This is a genomic window from Flavicella sp. IMCC45537, from assembly GCF_057197705.1.
On record NZ_CM170067.1, the window covers coordinates 547,881 to 565,185 of the forward strand.

General features: G+C 32.0%; 16 protein-coding genes. 13 read left to right on the forward strand and 3 right to left on the reverse strand.

Translation table 11 applies throughout. The features are described from left to right. Position 1 precedes the first annotated feature (1 nt). The 10 genes from AC2DGP_RS02525 (at position 2) to AC2DGP_RS02570 (ending at position 10,002) form a co-directional block, all read left to right on the forward strand. Positions 2-1,339: a TolC family protein gene (locus AC2DGP_RS02525; RefSeq protein WP_484491456.1), complete on the forward strand. Its 1,338-nt coding sequence runs from the start codon at positions 2-4 to the stop codon at positions 1,337-1,339. Between the two features lie 162 nt (positions 1,340-1,501). Then, the gene (locus AC2DGP_RS02530) at positions 1,502-1,897 is read left to right on the forward strand and encodes a YchJ family protein (protein ID WP_484491457.1); all 396 of its coding nucleotides are present in this window, start codon (positions 1,502-1,504) and stop codon (positions 1,895-1,897) included. Between the two features lie 90 nt (positions 1,898-1,987). Continuing rightward, positions 1,988-2,710 (forward strand): hypothetical protein, encoded by a 723-nt coding sequence (locus tag AC2DGP_RS02535; protein ID WP_484491458.1) that lies wholly within the window; start codon positions 1,988-1,990, stop codon positions 2,708-2,710. A gap of 152 nt (positions 2,711-2,862) precedes the next feature. Beyond that, positions 2,863-4,137: a serine hydroxymethyltransferase gene (gene glyA / locus AC2DGP_RS02540; protein ID WP_484491459.1), complete on the forward strand. Its 1,275-nt coding sequence runs from the start codon at positions 2,863-2,865 to the stop codon at positions 4,135-4,137. A gap of 246 nt (positions 4,138-4,383) precedes the next feature. Next, positions 4,384-4,935 (forward strand): porin family protein, encoded by a 552-nt coding sequence (locus tag AC2DGP_RS02545; protein WP_484491460.1) that lies wholly within the window; start codon positions 4,384-4,386, stop codon positions 4,933-4,935. Between the two features lie 120 nt (positions 4,936-5,055). Beyond that, positions 5,056-5,877: a YHYH protein gene (locus tag AC2DGP_RS02550; protein ID WP_484491461.1), complete on the forward strand. Its 822-nt coding sequence runs from the start codon at positions 5,056-5,058 to the stop codon at positions 5,875-5,877. Between the two features lie 8 nt (positions 5,878-5,885). Further along, entirely contained in the window at positions 5,886-6,503 is a 618-nt protein-coding gene (locus AC2DGP_RS02555; protein ID WP_484491462.1) for a toxin-antitoxin system YwqK family antitoxin, read from the forward strand. Further along, positions 6,484-7,134, forward strand: a complete 651-nt coding sequence (locus AC2DGP_RS02560) for an SCO family protein (RefSeq protein ID WP_484491463.1) — start codon at positions 6,484-6,486, stop codon at positions 7,132-7,134. Before AC2DGP_RS02555 ends, AC2DGP_RS02560 begins: the two co-directional genes overlap by 20 nt. 75 nt (positions 7,135-7,209) lie before the next feature. Next, positions 7,210-7,962, forward strand: coding sequence for a shikimate dehydrogenase family protein (locus AC2DGP_RS02565; protein WP_484491464.1), 753 nt, complete (start codon positions 7,210-7,212; stop codon positions 7,960-7,962). Positions 7,963-8,079: 117 nt separating this feature from the next. Then, a complete protein-coding gene (locus tag AC2DGP_RS02570; RefSeq protein ID WP_484491465.1) occupies positions 8,080-10,002 on the forward strand; it encodes a DUF349 domain-containing protein in 1,923 nt (640 codons plus the stop codon). A 171-nt stretch (positions 10,003-10,173) separates the two neighbouring features. Here the strand turns inward: AC2DGP_RS02570 and yidC are convergent, their stop codons facing one another. The 3 genes from yidC to AC2DGP_RS02585 form a co-directional block, all read right to left on the reverse strand. Then, the gene (yidC, locus tag AC2DGP_RS02575; protein ID WP_484491466.1) at positions 10,174-12,069 is read right to left on the reverse strand and encodes a membrane protein insertase YidC; all 1,896 of its coding nucleotides are present in this window, start codon (positions 12,067-12,069) and stop codon (positions 10,174-10,176) included. 30 nt (positions 12,070-12,099) lie between these two features. Further along, positions 12,100-13,728, reverse strand: coding sequence for a CTP synthase (pyrG, locus tag AC2DGP_RS02580; RefSeq protein ID WP_484491467.1), 1,629 nt, complete (start codon positions 13,726-13,728; stop codon positions 12,100-12,102). Positions 13,729-13,852: 124 nt separating this feature from the next. After that, a complete protein-coding gene (locus AC2DGP_RS02585) occupies positions 13,853-14,221 on the reverse strand; it encodes a hypothetical protein (RefSeq protein ID WP_484491468.1) in 369 nt (122 codons plus the stop codon). A gap of 170 nt (positions 14,222-14,391) precedes the next feature. Here AC2DGP_RS02585 and AC2DGP_RS02590 point away from each other — a divergent pair, with 170 nt between their 5' ends. The 3 genes from AC2DGP_RS02590 to AC2DGP_RS02600 are packed head-to-tail and all read left to right on the forward strand — an operon-like array spanning position 14,392 to position 17,305. Beyond that, positions 14,392-14,751, forward strand: coding sequence for a response regulator transcription factor (locus AC2DGP_RS02590; protein ID WP_484491469.1), 360 nt, complete (start codon positions 14,392-14,394; stop codon positions 14,749-14,751). A gap of 17 nt (positions 14,752-14,768) precedes the next feature. Further along, complete coding sequence (locus AC2DGP_RS02595; RefSeq protein WP_484491470.1) at positions 14,769-15,869, forward strand: hypothetical protein; 1,101 nt, start codon at positions 14,769-14,771, stop codon at positions 15,867-15,869. After that, a complete protein-coding gene (locus tag AC2DGP_RS02600; protein ID WP_484491471.1) occupies positions 15,866-17,305 on the forward strand; it encodes a glycosyltransferase family 2 protein in 1,440 nt (479 codons plus the stop codon). Before AC2DGP_RS02595 ends, AC2DGP_RS02600 begins: the two co-directional genes overlap by 4 nt.

Here is a 17,305-nt window from a genome sequence, read left to right on the forward strand (position 1 = left end):
TATGAGAAAAAAATATTTTATACTAGTTGTCTTATTTCTGGCTGTGTTTTCGGAGTTTTCAGCACAAGAGTTGCTTACCAAAGAAGAGGCAATCTTGCAAACATTGGAGAATAATTATGATATTATTCTGACCGAGAACAGTCTTGAAACTGCTAAAAATAATGCGAGTTTGTATAATAGTGGTTATTTACCAACTTTGTTTACCAATGCGAATGCCACATATGACTTAAATGATTCTGAAGCAACTCAAATTTCTGGAGATGTTGTGTCTACCAATAGTTTAGAATCAAAGAATCTGAATGCCTCTGTTGGTTTTAATTATACCTTGTTCAATGGTTTAGGCAGATATTATACCTATGGAAAACTGAAAGAGACTTATAATTTGACAGAGCTGCAAGCAAGATCGGTATTGGAAAACACACTGATAACCTTGTTTTCTGCTTATTATGAGGTGGCTAGGTTAACAGAAAACTTAAACAATCAAAAGCAGACGCTTGAAATCTCAAAAGAAAGATTGAAAAGAGCTGTTTATGGATCTGATTATGGTCAGAATACAAAGTTAGATGTTTTGAATGCTGAGGTAGATTTAAATAATGATAGTATTACTTATCTGGGAGTTCAACGTGAGTTGGCAAATGCAAAACGAGATTTGAATATTGTATTGGGGACTGATGTAAACAATGAAGTTTCAGTAGATACTACAATTGTTTATTTAGATGATTTGTATTTAGAAAACGTTTTAGACAAATCACTAGACAATAATGTAGATTATTTGCAAGCAGAAAAAGCATTAGAATTGGGTGAGTATGACGTGAAAATTAACAATTCTGGTTGGATGCCGAATGTGAGTTTAACAAGTTCTTATGCTTGGTCAAAAAACTATAGTGATCCTTTTAATCCAGACAATCCATTTAGTACGGTTGAGCGTTATCAAAATGGTTTGAATGCGGGAGTAGGGTTGACTTGGAATTTATTTGATGGAGGAAGTACAACTACTCGCGTAAGAAATGCTAAAATCGCTGTAGATCGTTTGGAAACGCAAAAGGAACAGCAAGAAGAATTTTTGAAACGAGATGTAAATAATGCTTGGGAAATCTATCAAAATGCTCTGTTTACCTTAAAAGTTCAAAAAGTAAATGTGGCAACGAACAAATTAAATTTTGAACGTTCAACCGAGTATTATAAACTTGGGCAAATTAGTTCGATTGACTTTAGATTGGCGCAAGTGAATTTAGTGAATGCGGAGCTAACTTATAGTGCGGCAAAATATTCTGCAAAAACCGCAGAACTTGTTTTATTACAATTGGCAGGAGATATTATAGCGAATAAACAATTCTAGGATGCCTAAAAAGGGAAAGGAAAAAAACACAAAAAATAAATCAAAGCATACCAAGTTGATGAATCGTAAGTTAAATAAACAGCGCGAAGAAAAACTAACGCGACAAAAACGATTAAAAGAGTTGGTGCAGAAACATAATGAACTCAAAAAGGAGAGTGAATTATGAATGCTGTAAAGTGTCATTGTGGTAGAGAGATTCACTACCAAGATTGTTGTGAATTGATTCATAGAGGTGTTAAAAAGGCGGAATCGGCTGAGGACTTAATGCGTTCACGTTATGCTGCATTTGTGTTGGCTAACGGGAAGTATCTACAGAAAAGTCATCATACAAAAACAAGACCAACCAAAAAAGAAGCCATTGAAATTGAAAACTGGGCAAAGTCAGTGGATTGGGTTAAGTTAGACGTTTTAAATTCTACCAAGGGAGCAGCCAAAGATTCCGAGGGTACCGTTGAGTTTAAAGCCTATTTTTATGAGAATGGGAGGATTTCAATTATCCATGAAAATTCATTTTTTGAAAAGGAATCTAGTATTTGGAAATACAAATCTCAATTGTAATTAGTTATTATTTTCAGTAGCAAGTGCTGCTAGGTAAATAATGTGTTTATTTTTAGTAACTTTAAAAGACTAGCCATACTAAATTTAGATATGAGGTTTCTTTTAAAAGTTTTTTCATTGTTTTTTCTTTCATCTTGTTTTAATACGGAATTATTTAAAGAGAAAATGTTCTTTAAAAATTTAGTGGAATATGAAGAGAACTTTGACAATGAAGCAAAATTTAAAAAATATTGGAGTAACGGATCTCAGAATATTACATATATCAATTATTTTTTAGATTCAAGTTATGTTCGGTTGAAAACCAAGAGAGGATCCGACGAACGTGTTAAAATTATGTTTAACAAGACAAATTTATCATTTGGCACCTTCAAATGGCGTGTTTATGTTCCGAGAATGAAAATATATGAAAATTGTAGTATTGGAGCGTTTTTGTATTCAGATAATCAACATGAATTAGATTTTGAAATAGGTTCTGGTAACAGAGAGGATAGAGAAAAATATCAAGCTCTAGACGATGAACTTTTGCTATTTTGTAGTTCTCAAAATAATCCACATGTATCCAATGTGATAAAAATTAAAAGTTCGCAGTGGTACGAGTTAGAACTTGTATTGGATAGAGGAGAGAAAAATAAATATTATGTTCAATGGTTGTTAAATAATTCTTTGATTCAAGAAGTACAGTTAGCCTATGGGAGAACTCATAAGTTTGAAGCTTATTGCAGTTTAGAAAATATTCACTTTATCGGTGATAAAGCTACAACGCAAGAAAATTATGTTTTGTTTGATTATTTTAAATTTGAAAGTTTGAAATAATTTCTACTTCATTTTTTTAGCTTTCTATTTAGATTTTTAAGATCCCTAAAAAGATTTTTTTATTGAAATTATATAATTATTTTTTTGACATTTATTTGAAACTAAAATTGTAAATTTGCACTTTATTTTTATAAACTGTAAATCTTAAAAGGATGCAACGTGATCAAATCATCTTCGACTTAGTACAAGACGAAAAAGAAAGACAATTAGAGGGATTAGAATTAATCGCTTCTGAAAATTTTGTTAGTGAGCAAGTAATGGAAGCACAAGGTTCTGTGTTGACTAATAAATATGCTGAAGGATATCCTGGTAAGCGTTATTATGGTGGTTGTGAAGTAGTAGATGTTGTTGAGCAAATTGCTATTGACAGAGCTAAAGAATTATTTGGAGCTGCATATGTAAATGTACAACCTCATTCTGGTTCTCAAGCAAATGCTGCTGTGTATTTGGCAGTATTAAACCCTGGAGATAAAATTTTAGGATTTGATCTTTCTCATGGAGGACATTTAACACATGGTTCACCAGTAAATTTTTCAGGAAAAACTTACAAAACTTCTTTCTATGGAGTTGAAGAGGAAACAGGTCGTTTAGATTATGATAATATTCAAAAAATAGCATTAGAAGAAAAACCAAAATTAATTATTGCTGGGGCTTCTTCTTATTCAAGAGATATTGATTTTGCTCGTTTTAGAGAAATTGCTGATAGTATTGATGCTTATTTAATGGCTGATATTTCTCATCCAGCAGGTATGATTGCAAAAGGATTATTGAATGATCCAATGCCTCATTGTCATTTTGTAACTACAACTACTCACAAGACTTTAAGAGGTCCAAGAGGAGGTATGATTATGATGGGTGAAGATTTTGACAATAAAATGGGACTTACATTAAAAAGTGGAAAGTTGCGTAAAATGTCTGCAATATTAAATTCTGCTGTATTCCCAGGAATGCAAGGTGGGCCATTAGAGCATGTGATTGCTGCAAAAGCAATTGCATTTGGAGAGGCATTGACAGATAACTTTTTGCATTACCAAGTACAGGTGAAAGAAAATGCTGCTGCCTTAGCTGCTGCATTTGTTGCAAAAGGATACAAATTGATTTCTGGAGGAACAGATAATCACTGTATGTTGATTGATTTACGTAATAAAAATTTGTCAGGAAAAGATGCTGAGGAAGCTCTAGTAAAGGCAGATATTACAGTAAACAAAAATATGGTTCCTTTTGATGATAAATCACCATTTGTAACTTCAGGTATTCGTATTGGTGCTGCTGCTGTTACTACACGTGGTTTAAAAGCTGATGAAATGGCAACTGTTGTTGATTTAATTGATGAGGTAATCATGAATTTTGAAGACGAAGCCGTTTTAGAAGTTGTTGGAGAAAAAGTAAACAAATTAATGAGCGGAAGAAAATTATTCAACGCTTAATAATTTTATAAAATTTATTTGAAATCCCTTTCTATTTATTTAGAAAGGGATTTTTTTGTGAAAAAGAGTTAACTATCATGGTTTTAGTGATAGTGTATATTAAGATCGTGCTATAAATAAAATTTAATCAGTTTTAGCTTAGATTGATGTGAATTGTTTACTGTGAAAACACTCAGTCAAAAGATTGATGTTTTTTTTTCGAGAGCAAGGAGATTGTTGTAGAATTGCCGCATAAAAATAAATGTTATGAAAAAAATGTTATTCACTGCCATTTTGGTAGTATTGTGCTTGTCAAATGTTATCGGACAAGAAAATTCTTTTGGAATTAGTGCTGGATATAGTTCTTTGATTGTCAAAGTGAAGGGATCTTATCAAGGACAAACAGATTCAGATTCAGATTCAGCAGGTGGATTCTACTTAGGTTTGTTTAAGGAATTTAATATTGATGAAAAGTTTACTATTCGTCCAGAATTTCAATTTGCTGTTTACATTTCTGATGGAGAAAATAGTTCAGAATTATTGATACCAGTTATGTTTAAGTATGAGGTAGCCAGAAGTTTTAGTTTGATGGCAGGACCACAATTTGATTATTTGTTAGATGACGATGCGGATGGTCTTAATAAATTTGGTCTTGGTCTAGCATTAGGTGCAGAAGTAGATTTAACAGAGAAATTATTTCTAAATCTTAGATATTCATTTGGTGTTTCAGAAAGGTTAGAGGATGATGAAATGTTTGCTCCTGTTGATATAGACTCGAGATTTGATACATTCAATCTAGGTTTAGGATATAAATTCTAGAATAATAATACTCATAAAAAATCCCTTTCATTTATTTGAAAAGGGATTTTTTTTGTTTTGAAGGGTAGGGTATAGTGAAAATTGATTGTTTTAATAGTAAACAATCTAAAACCTATTATTATGAAAAATTATTCCATTCAACTTTTATCGGCACTTTGTTTTTCAAGCATATTGTTCTTGAGTTGTGCGTCACATGATACTACAGGAAATATAGAAGAAGAAACAAATGAAACGGAAACGGAGGTTGTGTCGGGTGAACTGCATGCAGCTTTTGCGGAGTTTGATGAGGGAGAAACGGATGTGTTTTTAACAAATGGAGGGTCTGATGTCACAATTGAAACAACAGGACTTCCCAATCATGAATCCTTTTATTGGGGAAGTAATCACGAGTTGTATAGACAAGAAGGTAGTGGTTTTGAAGGAACTCCTTCTACTATAAATCCAGATGGTACTTATACAGATATGAGAGGGGTAGCGAGAACTTATGATGATTCTTTTACGGTTTCTACAAACCCTACTTTAGCAAATAATACAACAGCAACTACCTTAGGCCTGATAGGAATTTCAGTTTCTGGGGCTGCAATTTATAATGATCAAGAAGGATCAGGTTCTTTAGATGAAGCAGCGGCAACCTTAGATTGGACCGGGGGGCATATTGGGCCGGATGTGTATCATTACCATTTGGAACCACATGCAATAACAAATGACGATGATAAGCTTGTTGGAATTTTGAAAGATGGATTCTTTATTTATGGTAGAAAATGTAACGCAACAGGAGATTATCCGACGGATTTAGATAGTTCAGGAGGACATACTTCTACAACTCAGCATACAACAACATCAGAGTATCATTATCATATTATCAATGAGATGTATTCAACTACCTCAGGCGGAGAGGTAGGTTATATATTATTTGCAGGTCCTTATAATGGAAACTTATAACATTAGGTATGAGGTCTTATAGCTACATATGGTTGTTTTATTTCATTCTATCCTATGGATGTTCAAGTAATGTAAAGACTGACGATAGAATCTATTTTGAAGAAATTAAAAATGAGGTGGTATTAAAATCAGATTTGAAACTTGATGGAAATCGTGGTGTTTGGAGTTTTCAAGGTAAACCTTATGATGGCTTCGCGGTAAGGTATTATGGTAACGGTAGAAAAGCTGAATTTATTGGTTTTTTTAAAGGACAAAAGGAAGGAGTAGCCAAACAATGGTTTGCTAATGGTAAAGTGCGTAAAATATGTCATTACAAACGGAATGTGCTTGTGATGGATTATATAACTTTTTGGTCAAATGGTAATAAAGCCTATCAAGTTGTCTACAATCACAAAGGAAAAAGACAGGGAAAAGAAACTAGTTGGTGGGCCGATGGAAAAGTCTCTAAAATTAGGAATTTAGATAACGGTAAAGAAAATGGTTTGCAAAAAGCATGGTTGCAGAATGGCAAATTATATGTAAATTATGAAGCGAGAGAAGGAAGAATATTTGGGATGCGTCGGGCAAATTCTTGTTATAATTTAAAAAAGGAAACCGTTGTTAGATATGAGAATTATAAAAATTAACTTACTTTTTTTATTTTTAGTTTGTTTGGCATGTAAAGATGCTAAAACAAAGAGTCGTGTTGCTAATTTGCCATTTTATAAAGATGAAAGTTTTACCCCTTATTGGTTGGAACCTGGTAGTGATGAAGAAAAGAAATTTCATAAAATTTCAGAATTCTCATTGAGGAACCAAGATGCGAAAATAGTTAATGAAGATACTTTTATTGGGAAAATTTACGTTGCGGACTTTTTCTTTACATCTTGTCCTGGTATTTGTCCTAAAATGACTGCAAATATGAAAGAAATTCAAGATTCTTTTTCAACGGAGGAAAGATTATTATTACTATCACACTCGGTTACTCCAGAAAAAGATTCAGTTTCAGTGTTAAAAAGCTACGCAATAAATAAAGGAGCTATTTCTGATAAATGGCATTTTGTGACAGGGGAGAGAGATGCTATTTATAATTTGGGCAGGAACCAATATTTTGTAGAAAATGATTTGGGTAATGTAAAAAATAATGATGATTTTTTACATACCGAGAATTTTTTATTGATTGATGAGAATAGACATATCAGAGGGATTTATAATGGTTTGAATAGAGCTTCGATGAATCAACTTAAAATTGATATTCAAACTTTGCTGAAAGAATAAATATTGATTAGAAAAGAGTAGAATTTTATGGTCACCAACTAGGATTTCAATATTTTTGCGCACAAAATAGATATTATGTGTGCAAAAAAGCTTTTTGGATTAGTAGGTAAAAATATTGAGTACTCTTTTTCAAGAGGTTATTTCTCTGAAAAATTTGAAAAATTAAATTTGAAGGAAAATTCATACGTGAATTTTGATTTACAAAGCATTGAAGAATTTCCTGCTGTTTTTGAAACACATAAAGAAAGTTTATTAGGGATGAATGTTACCATTCCTTACAAAGAGGATGTGGGAGCATTTTTAGATGAAATTGATGAGGAGGCTGAAGAAATAGGTGCTATCAATACCATTAAAATTTACAAAGATGGGAAGCGTAAAGGGTTCAATACTGATGTTTATGGATTTGATCAATCTATTGATCCTTTTATCAAAGAAACTCATAAAACAGCATTGATTTTAGGTACTGGAGGGGCGTCTAAGGCTGTTGCATATGCCTTTAAGAAACGTGGTATTTCGTATAAATTTGTATCTAGAATCCCTAAAGATGAAAACCAAATTAGTTATGAAAATTTGACTGAAAAGGTTATTTCAGAAACAGGAATTATTGTAAACTGTTCTCCACTCGGAACGCATCCTGATGTTGAAAAACATCCAAACATTCCATTTCAATATTTAAATGAAACTCATTTGTTGTTTGATTTGATTTATAACCCTTCAGAAACTGCTTTTTTAAGAAAAGGAAAGGAGCAAGGTGCTAGCATTGCCAACGGAATGAAAATGTTGGAACTTCAAGCGGAAAAATCTTGGGAAATCTGGAATAGAGATTAGGGAATTTACATGTTTCATTACATATAATGAGGTCTTTTTTAAAGCGTTTAATTTTGTTGTTTAAGATGCTATAGCTATATTTAAACAATTATAATTAGGAACTTTAAACACGTTAAGATGTTAGACGCAGTAAATAATAATTCTGAAGAGATAGAAAAATCAACCGAAGAACAAAAGGATATAGATTCTTCAACAAATAGCGAGGCCAATGAGGTAGAGGATTCTACTGACAAAACTTCTGATTCGGCTGCAGAAGCTATGGAAAAAGTTGTTTCTTCGATAGAAGATAAAGTGGCTGCTGATGCTGAAAAGGTAGAAGAAAAAGAGGTAGTTCCTACCATAGACTATACTTCCTTGAGTATGGAAGAGATTGTAAAGGAAATTCAGAAGCTAGTTAAAAATGAGAAAATTCAAGCAATTAAAACTAGTGTAGAATCGCTTAGAAAATCGTTTGATACTAAATTTAGCGAGTTGTTAGCATCTAAAAAAGCTGCATTTTTAGAAGAAGGAGGAGAGTCTATTGATTTTCATTTTTCAAGTCCTGTAAAAGTTGAGTTTAATGAAATTATCAATGAATACAGAACGAAAAGAAATAAGCACTATGCGGATGTAGAATCGCAACTGAAAGAAAATCTTGATAAGAGATTGGCTACGATTGAAGCTTTGAAACAAATTATTGAAAAGGCAGACTCAAAGACCATGCATAAGGAGTTTAAAGAGCTTCAAGAAACCTGGAAAACAATAGGTCCAGTACCTAGAACAAAATACAATAATACCTGGAGAAATTATCACCATCATGTAGAGCGTTTTTACGACTTGTTACATATGAATAATGACTTACGTGAATTAGATTTTAAGCATAATCTAGAAGAGAAAATAAAAATTGTTGAAAAGGCTTTTGAACTTACTTTAATGGAGGATGTTTCAAAAGCATTTAAAGGCTTGCAAGAATTGCACAAGGCATGGAAAGAAGACGTTGGTCCTGTTTCAAGAGAATTTAGAGAGGAAATTTGGCAAAAGTTTAGTGAAGCTACAAAGATTATTCATGACAAGCGTGATAAATATTTTGACGAGCAAAAATCAAAATACCAAGAGAATATTCAAAAGAAATTGGAAGTTATTGCTGCTCTAGATAAATTTGATATCTCAAAAAATAAAACGCATTCAGATTGGCAGAGATCTATCAAGGATTTTGAGGCGCAAAGAGAGGTGTTTTTTACGATTGGTAAAGTACCAAGAAATAAAAGTCAAAAAATTTGGGATCAGTTAAAAGCGGTAACTAAAAGTTTTAATCATGCCAAAAATCAGTTCTATAAAGATTTAAATTCGGTACAGCATTCAAATTTAGAAAAAAAGATGGCGCTTTTAGAATTGGCTAAATCTTTAAAGGATAGCGATGATTTTAAAAGTGTAACCGGGCAAATGAAGAAAATCCAAGCAGATTGGAAAACTATTGGTCATGTTCCAAGAAAGCACTCTGATAAAATCTGGAAGGAATTTAAAGATGCTTGTAATTATTATTTTGACCGTGTTCATCAAATTCAAGATAATGGATCTAATGAGGAGTTAGAAGCTTTGGCTACCAAAAAAGATTTTTTGTCTCAGATATTGGGTGTTATTGGAAATTCAGACATTACGCTTGATGAAGTTAAAGCATATATGCAAACCTGGAAAAATATAGGGAGAGTGCCAAGAAAGGATAAGCAAATTGAAGCTGATTTCAATGAAGCTTTGGAAAAGTTATTTGCACAATTATCTATTGAAGGGGATGAGTTACAGATGTTGAAATACAAAATGCAAATAGATACTTATTTGACTTCTAATAATTCTAGAAAAATTGAAAGTGAAGTTCAGTTTGTTAGGAAAAAGATTGATGAAATCACAAAAGGAATTCAACAACTGGATAATAATATAAGTTTTATTGCCAATGCAACAGAGGAAAATCCTTTGGTTAAGAATGTAAGAAATTCTATCGCTGAGCAAACAAAAGGATTGAAAATTTGGAAAGATAAACTTGCTTATTTGAGAAGTGTGAATTAACATGTTTTCATATTACATAAAAAAAGCTACTCTCTTTGAGTAGCTTTTTTTATGCAATAATTTAATGATGGGTATTGATGATGTAGATTCTTTTTAACTGTACATAAAACATGTTGCGCAGAAAAAAAGGCTATTCGTAAGAATAGCCTTTTTGTTATAGAGTAAAAGAAATTACTTCTTTTTCTTTTGTTGGATTTGTTGCTGCTCTTGAGCTTGTTTCATAGCATCGTCCATTCTTTGTCTGAATTTACTTTTCTTCTTTTCAGGACGTTTTTTGTTTTCTTGTATTTGTGCGTGAATTTTGTCTTCATCAATGATGAAATTTTTAATCACTAACATAATTGTAATCGTCAATAAGTTAGATACAAAATAGTACAAACTTAAACCTGATCCATATGAGTTAAAGAATATCAACATCATGATAGGAGAGAAGTACATCATCATCTTCATCATTTTCTGCATATCAGGCATTCCTTCTTGCGCAGGTTGTTGCATATTCATTTGTTGACTTTGACTCATTCTCATATAGAAAAAGATTGCTACCGAAGCTAAAATTGGAAACAAACTAATATGATCTCCGTAAAATGGAATTGTAAATGGTAACTGAAAAACAGAATCATAAGAAGATAAATCATCAGCCCATAAAAATCCTTGTTGACGTAAATCAATAGCCGCAGGGAAGAATCTAAACAAAGCAAAGAAAACTGGCATCTGCAACAATGCAGGAATACAACCAGCCATCATACTAACTCCAGCTTTACGTTGCAAAGCCATTGTTTCTTGCTGACGCTTCATGGCATTTTCTTTACCAGGATACTTTTCATTGATCGCTGTCATTTCAGGTTTCAATACTTTCATTCTTGCACTAGACAAGTATGATTTGTAAACCAAAGGAGACATGAAAATTCTAACCACAATAGTCATCAAAATAATAACCAAACCGTAGTTACTTATAAGACCTCCTAAAAGGTTAAATAAAGGAATAAATGCATGTTTATTGATCCATCCAAAAATACCCCAACCTAAATCTACTACATTTTCAATGTTTTTTTCGTAGCTAGACAGTAAGCTATAATCATTAGGTCCTATAAATAAACTAAAACCATTGTTTAATTCCCCGTTGTTTAATTCTAAAGGAGCTGATACCTCAAAGTTTTTTGTAAAAACTTTATCCGTAGCCTCGTCTTTAAAAAGTGTTTGAGAAACCAAGTCAGCTGTTTTAAATGGAGTGTCTGGAATAAGGATGGTTGAGAAAAAGTGTTGTTTGAAAGCAAACCATGAAACTTCAGACTCTTGTTCGTTATCATCACCAGAGATTGAAAGGTCATCTTTTTTACCTCCCTCTTTTTCATAAATTAAAGCAGTCATTTGATTTTCATATTTCATGCTTTTTTCATGACGAAATGCTTTCAATTTATAGTTTAGATTTATTTTATTAGAACTATTAATAATAGTACCTAATCCAACAGAACGAATAGCAAAACCAACCATGTAATTATTAGGCTTCAATTCATATCTGTATTCTAAATATTTACTTTCAGAAACCTTTAATTTCATAGAAAGAACGGTGTTCTCCCCATTTTGAGATAGGTTTGGTTGGAATACCAAATCTTTCGTGTTGAAGTTTCTGTTAGAAGTAGTCCCAAAATTAATATTAAAAGAAGCGTTTGCGTCTTTTACTAAGTATAATGGTAAAGAGTCATATGATTTGTAGTTTTTTACTAAAGCTTCTACAATTTGTCCTCCTTTGTTTGCAATGGTAAGTTTTAACAAGTCATTTTCAATAATGGTTGTACCATCTTGAGCTACCTGTAAACCTGCAGAGTAGGCAAAGCTTCCTAATCTTTTTTGTGCTTCTATAGATGCAATTGAATCAGAGACAACGGCTGCAGTTTCCAAGTTACCTTCTACCGGAGCAGAAAAACCTTGTTCTGTTGAAGTTTCTTCAGTAGTAGTAGTTGTTTCAGGTGCTACTTCAGGTTGGTTTGTATACATAAACCAAAGCATGATTGCTCCTAAAAGTAAAAATCCAATTATAGAATTGGTGTCAAATTTTTTTTCTTCCATTTTGATTTTATTAAACTGAGAATTCAGTTTTTAATGATTAATCGTCTTTTTTAAAGTGTACTGTAAAGCCGCATCTACGAATTCCACAAATAATGGATGTGGGTTCAATACTGTACTTTTGTATTCTGGGTGATACTGAACAGAAACAAACCAAGGATGATCTTCTACTTCTACAATTTCTACCAATCCAGTTTTAGGGTTTACACCTGTTACTTTTAAACCAGCATCAGTTAATTGTTTTAAGTATTCGTTGTTGAATTCATAACGATGTCTATGACGCTCACTAATTAATTCAGATCTATAGGCTGCGAATACTTTAGAATCTTCAGATATTTTACAATCCCATGCTCCTAAACGCATTGTACCACCTTTTTCTGTTACATCCTTTTGATCTTCCATCAGGTTGATTACAGGATTCGGACAGTTGCTATCCATTTCTAATGAACCAGCATCTTGAATTCCTACAACATTTCGTGCGTATTCTATAACGGCCATTTGCATTCCTAAACAGATCCCCAAGAAAGGAATTTTGTTTTCACGTGCGTATCGTACGGCATCAATTTTTCCTTCTGTACCACGATTTCCAAATCCAGGAGCTACCAAAATAGCATCTAAATCTTTCATTTTTCGAGGAATGTTTTCAAGAGTCAAATCTTCAGAGTGGATCCATTGAATTTTAACTTTTACTTCGTTTGCAGCTCCAGCATGAATAAAAGCTTCAGAAATAGATTTATAGGCATCATGTAATTCAACATATTTACCAATCAATCCAATTTTTACTTTGTTTTTAGGACTTTTGTGTTTTCCTAAAAATTTATTCCAGTCAACAAGCTTAGGTTGATCATTATCACATAAATCTAATTTTTTCAAGACAACTTTGTCCAATCCTTCATAAAACATAAGATTTGGAACGTCGTAAATAGTTTCAGCATCTAAAGAAGAAATCACATCTTCTTTTTTAACGTTACAGAACAATGCTAATTTACGTTTGATATCATCTGAAATTTTATGTTCAGACCTACAGACTAATACATCTGGACTAACTCCGCTTTGCATCAACATTTTTACAGAATGTTGTGTTGGCTTTGTTTTTAATTCTCCGGCTGCAGCTAAAAATGGTACTAAAGTTAAGTGAACAACAATTGCATTGTTGTCTCCTAATTCCCATAATAATTGACGAACAGATTCTACATATGGTAAAGATTCTATATCACCAACAGTTCCACCAATTTCTGTAATTACTACGTCATAATCACCTGTTTTACCAAGAATCTGAATTCTTTCCTTGATTTCATTTGTGATATGAGGAATTACTTGAACGGTTTTTCCTAAAAATTCACCTTTTCTTTCTTTATCAATCACAGACTGATAAATTCTTCCCGTGGTAACATTGTTAGCCTGAGAAGTAGGAATGTTTAAAAATCGTTCGTAGTGACCTAAATCTAAATCTGTTTCCGCTCCGTCATCCGTAACATAACATTCTCCATGCTCGTATGGGTTTAAGGTTCCGGGATCGATGTTGATATAAGGATCTAATTTCTGAATAGTAACAGAATATCCTCTTTCTTGTAGTAATTTCGCTAGTGAAGCAGCAATAATACCTTTTCCTAGTGATGAAGTAACGCCTCCTGTAACAAAAACGTATTTGGTGTTTTTCATTGTCCTTATGTTTCGGCAAAAATACTAACTCTATTTTAGTTGACAAACCAATTTTGTCTAAAAATATTGTGAAATTTAAGGAACAATTATTTCATCCTTTTATAAAGGAGTTGGATTTGTTTAATTAGCCATTAATCAGTTCTTTAAGAATCCTTTCGTATTCTTGATAACATTCATCATAGATAGGAATTGTTTTTTCAAATATATCTTTGATTTTTAGAATGTCATCATTTTCTCGTGCTAATTCTTCAAGTAGAAGGTACTCATTGTTTATAGGGACCCCTAGAGTAGAGAAGGTAGATTTTAAATAATGTGCATTTTCTTTAATTTGAATGTGATTTTTTTCTAGAATTCCTGATTTAATAGATTCAATTTTAACAGGTGTTTCTTTTAAGAATATATTGATTACATCAATTTGCAAGGCAGTTTCTCCAAAAAAACAATCGTTTAATAGATTTAAATCTACAATAGTGCTTGTAAGTTTCTTTGTCATAACAATGAATTTAAATTTTGATACCTAGATAAGTAGGTTAATTCTTTCTTGTGTTAGCTTTTTTTTTTACTTTAACTAAATATAGTTAGAAAGTTGCATTTTAACTACATTTTGAACGAATGAATTTTCATTTATTTGAAATTATCATGTATTACTAATACCTGATTGTTATGAAAAAAATTGTACTTGCCGAAGATAATACCGTATTATCAATGCTTTTGAAGTTCAAACTTGAAAAAGCTGGATTTAATGTCTTCATTGTTGGAGATGGTAAATTGGCTATAGAAAGTATTGAAAAAAACTATCCAGATTTAATTTTAACAGATGTTATGATGCCTTATATCAGTGGATTAGAGGTGATCAGTCATGTGCGTAATAAATTGAATAGAGAAACACCAATTATTGTTTTTTCAGTGGCAGGCCAAGAGGAAAACGTATTAAATGCTTTTAACCTAGGGGCTTCTGATTTTATGACCAAACCGTTTAGTCCAAATGAATTATTAATTAGAATTAAACGATTGTTAGCTTGAAAGAAATTAAATAGTATATGAGTGTAACCAACACATTATATGAATATTTTAATTCGGTCCCCTTTATAATACGTGCTGTATGGTTTATTGGGATGTTTTTCTTTGTTTCTCTTTTCTTGTTGGTTGTTGGTCATAATGCATTACGATACTATTTATTTGGAAAAATTGATAAGGACAAAAATTTCTCCGACAAATATGAGCTTTTATTGATTGAGTTTTTAAGTATGTACGAGGAAGGGGTTTCTTATAACGATCGTCAAATTGAAATCATTTCTGTTATCAAAAATCATGTTTATAAAAGACACATGCGTAGTGCAATTGTCGGAACGTTAATCAAATTAAAAACTGAGATTTCTGGGGAGTTTGAGTTGGCAATTGATGATTTGTATCGAGAGATAGATTTAAAAAAATATGCCCTTTCGAAATTAACATCTATTGAAGATTTTAGATTGGTGAACGGGATCAGACAATTGCGTCTTTTTAATGTGAAAGAAGCTTTGGAACCCATCAAAGAATTATTAAGTCATCAGAAAGATGCTGTGAGGAATGAAGCTCAGTTGTATGTTGTGAAAATAGAAAAAATTGAAGGTCTAAACTTTTTAGACGATTTGGATAAACCTCTGACAGAGTGGAATCAAATTCAGATCTTGGATATTTTAAAAAACATTCAAGATCAAGAGATCCGTGATGTTTCAAATTGGTTGTATTCAAAAAATAACTACGTGGTTTTATTTGCTTTAAAATTAGTTAAAATATACAATCTATTTGATATGGAATCTAATGCTTTGGAGTTGTTGGAACATGATTTTAAAGAGATTCGTATAGATGCCATTAAGGTATTGTTGTTTTTGACAAGTATAGAAGCAAAGGACAGGATTATATCAAAATTTGATGCCATTTCAATAGAGGAAAAGATTGTGTTTTTTCAAGAGTTGCATCACGTGGCATTACCTTCAGATATTGATTTTATACGAAAACATGCCGATAATGATTGCTTTGAGATAAAACTAGAAGCTTTAGAGTTGTTGAATACCATAGATGTGAAGGTTTTTAAAGAAGTAGTTAAAGTTATGGTGGACAAAGATTCACAAGAAATAATTAAATATTTAGCGAGTTGACGGGAGAATATTTTCATACTATTGAAATGATTTTTGTGTATCTGTTTATTATTTATTCAGCTACGCTAATCATCTCGTATGTGGTGTTGTCAATCTTATCATCTATAGAAACCATAACCTATTTTAAAAAGAACGGGTTTATTAATTATAAAAATATTATGGCGTCTAATTATTCTCCATCTATTTCTATAATTGCTCCTGCCTATAATGAAAGTTTAAATATTGTTGATAACGCAAGGTCTTTACTTTCTAATCATTATGTAAACTATAATGTGATTCTTGTGAATGACGGAAGCACGGACGATAGTTTAGAAAAATTAATAGAAGCATATGATTTAGAGAAAATAAATTATCTAATAGACTCAAAAATTGAAACGAAACCGCTAAGAGCAGGGGTTTTTAAATCAAAAAATCCTGCCTTCGAAAAATTAATTGTGGTGGATAAAGAAAATGGAGGAAAATCCGATGCATTGAATTTAGGGATTAATATTAGTAAAAGTCGTTTTGTGGCTTGTGTAGATGTTGATTGCTTGTTGATTGAAGATGCTTTGCTAAAAATGGTTAAACCTTTTTTAGAGATTACAGATAAAAAGGTAATTGCCACGGGCGGAGTTATAAGAATAGCCAATTCATGTGTAATCAAAAACGGAAAATTGATAGAAGTTAACTTTCCTAAAAACTTGTTGGTAAGCTCTCAGATTTTAGAGTATTTAAGAAGTTTTTCTCTAGGAAGAATGGCATGGAGTAGGCTTAATGGATTATTGGTGATTTCTGGGGCGTTTGGTCTGTTTGATAGAGAAATAGCAGTAAAAGTAGGAGGGTATGATGTACATACCGTAGGAGAGGATATGGAAATTATTGTTAGAATGCGACGATATATGGAAGAAGCAAAACTTCCTTATAAGGTTAATTTTATTCCTGATCCCTTGTGTTGGACAGAGGCACCTGATAATTTTAAAGTATTGATATCTCAACGGAATAGATGGACAAGAGGTACAATTGAAACTTTAAAAAAACACAAAAAAATGGCTTTGAATTGGAGGTATGGCAAATTAGGTTTGATTAGTGTTCCGTATTGGTTTTTGTATGAACGTATGGCTCCGATTATTGAGGTGATTGGGATATTTTATTTTATCTTTTTACTATATATAGGTAGGCTCCGATGGGATTATGCACTTTCATTTTTTTTAGCAGCATATTTCTTTTCCATATTATTTTCTCTATTAGCAATATTTACTGAGGAACTCACTTATAATGAATACAAGAAAAAAGGAGTCGCATTTAGAATGTTATTAACCCTGTTTTTAGAACCTTTTATTCTGCATACGGCAATTTTATACGCTGCTCTAAAAGGAAATTTTGATTATTATTTTAATAAGAAAAAAAAATGGGGAGTAATGGTTAGAAAAGGGTTGAAAAATGATTTAAAGAAATAG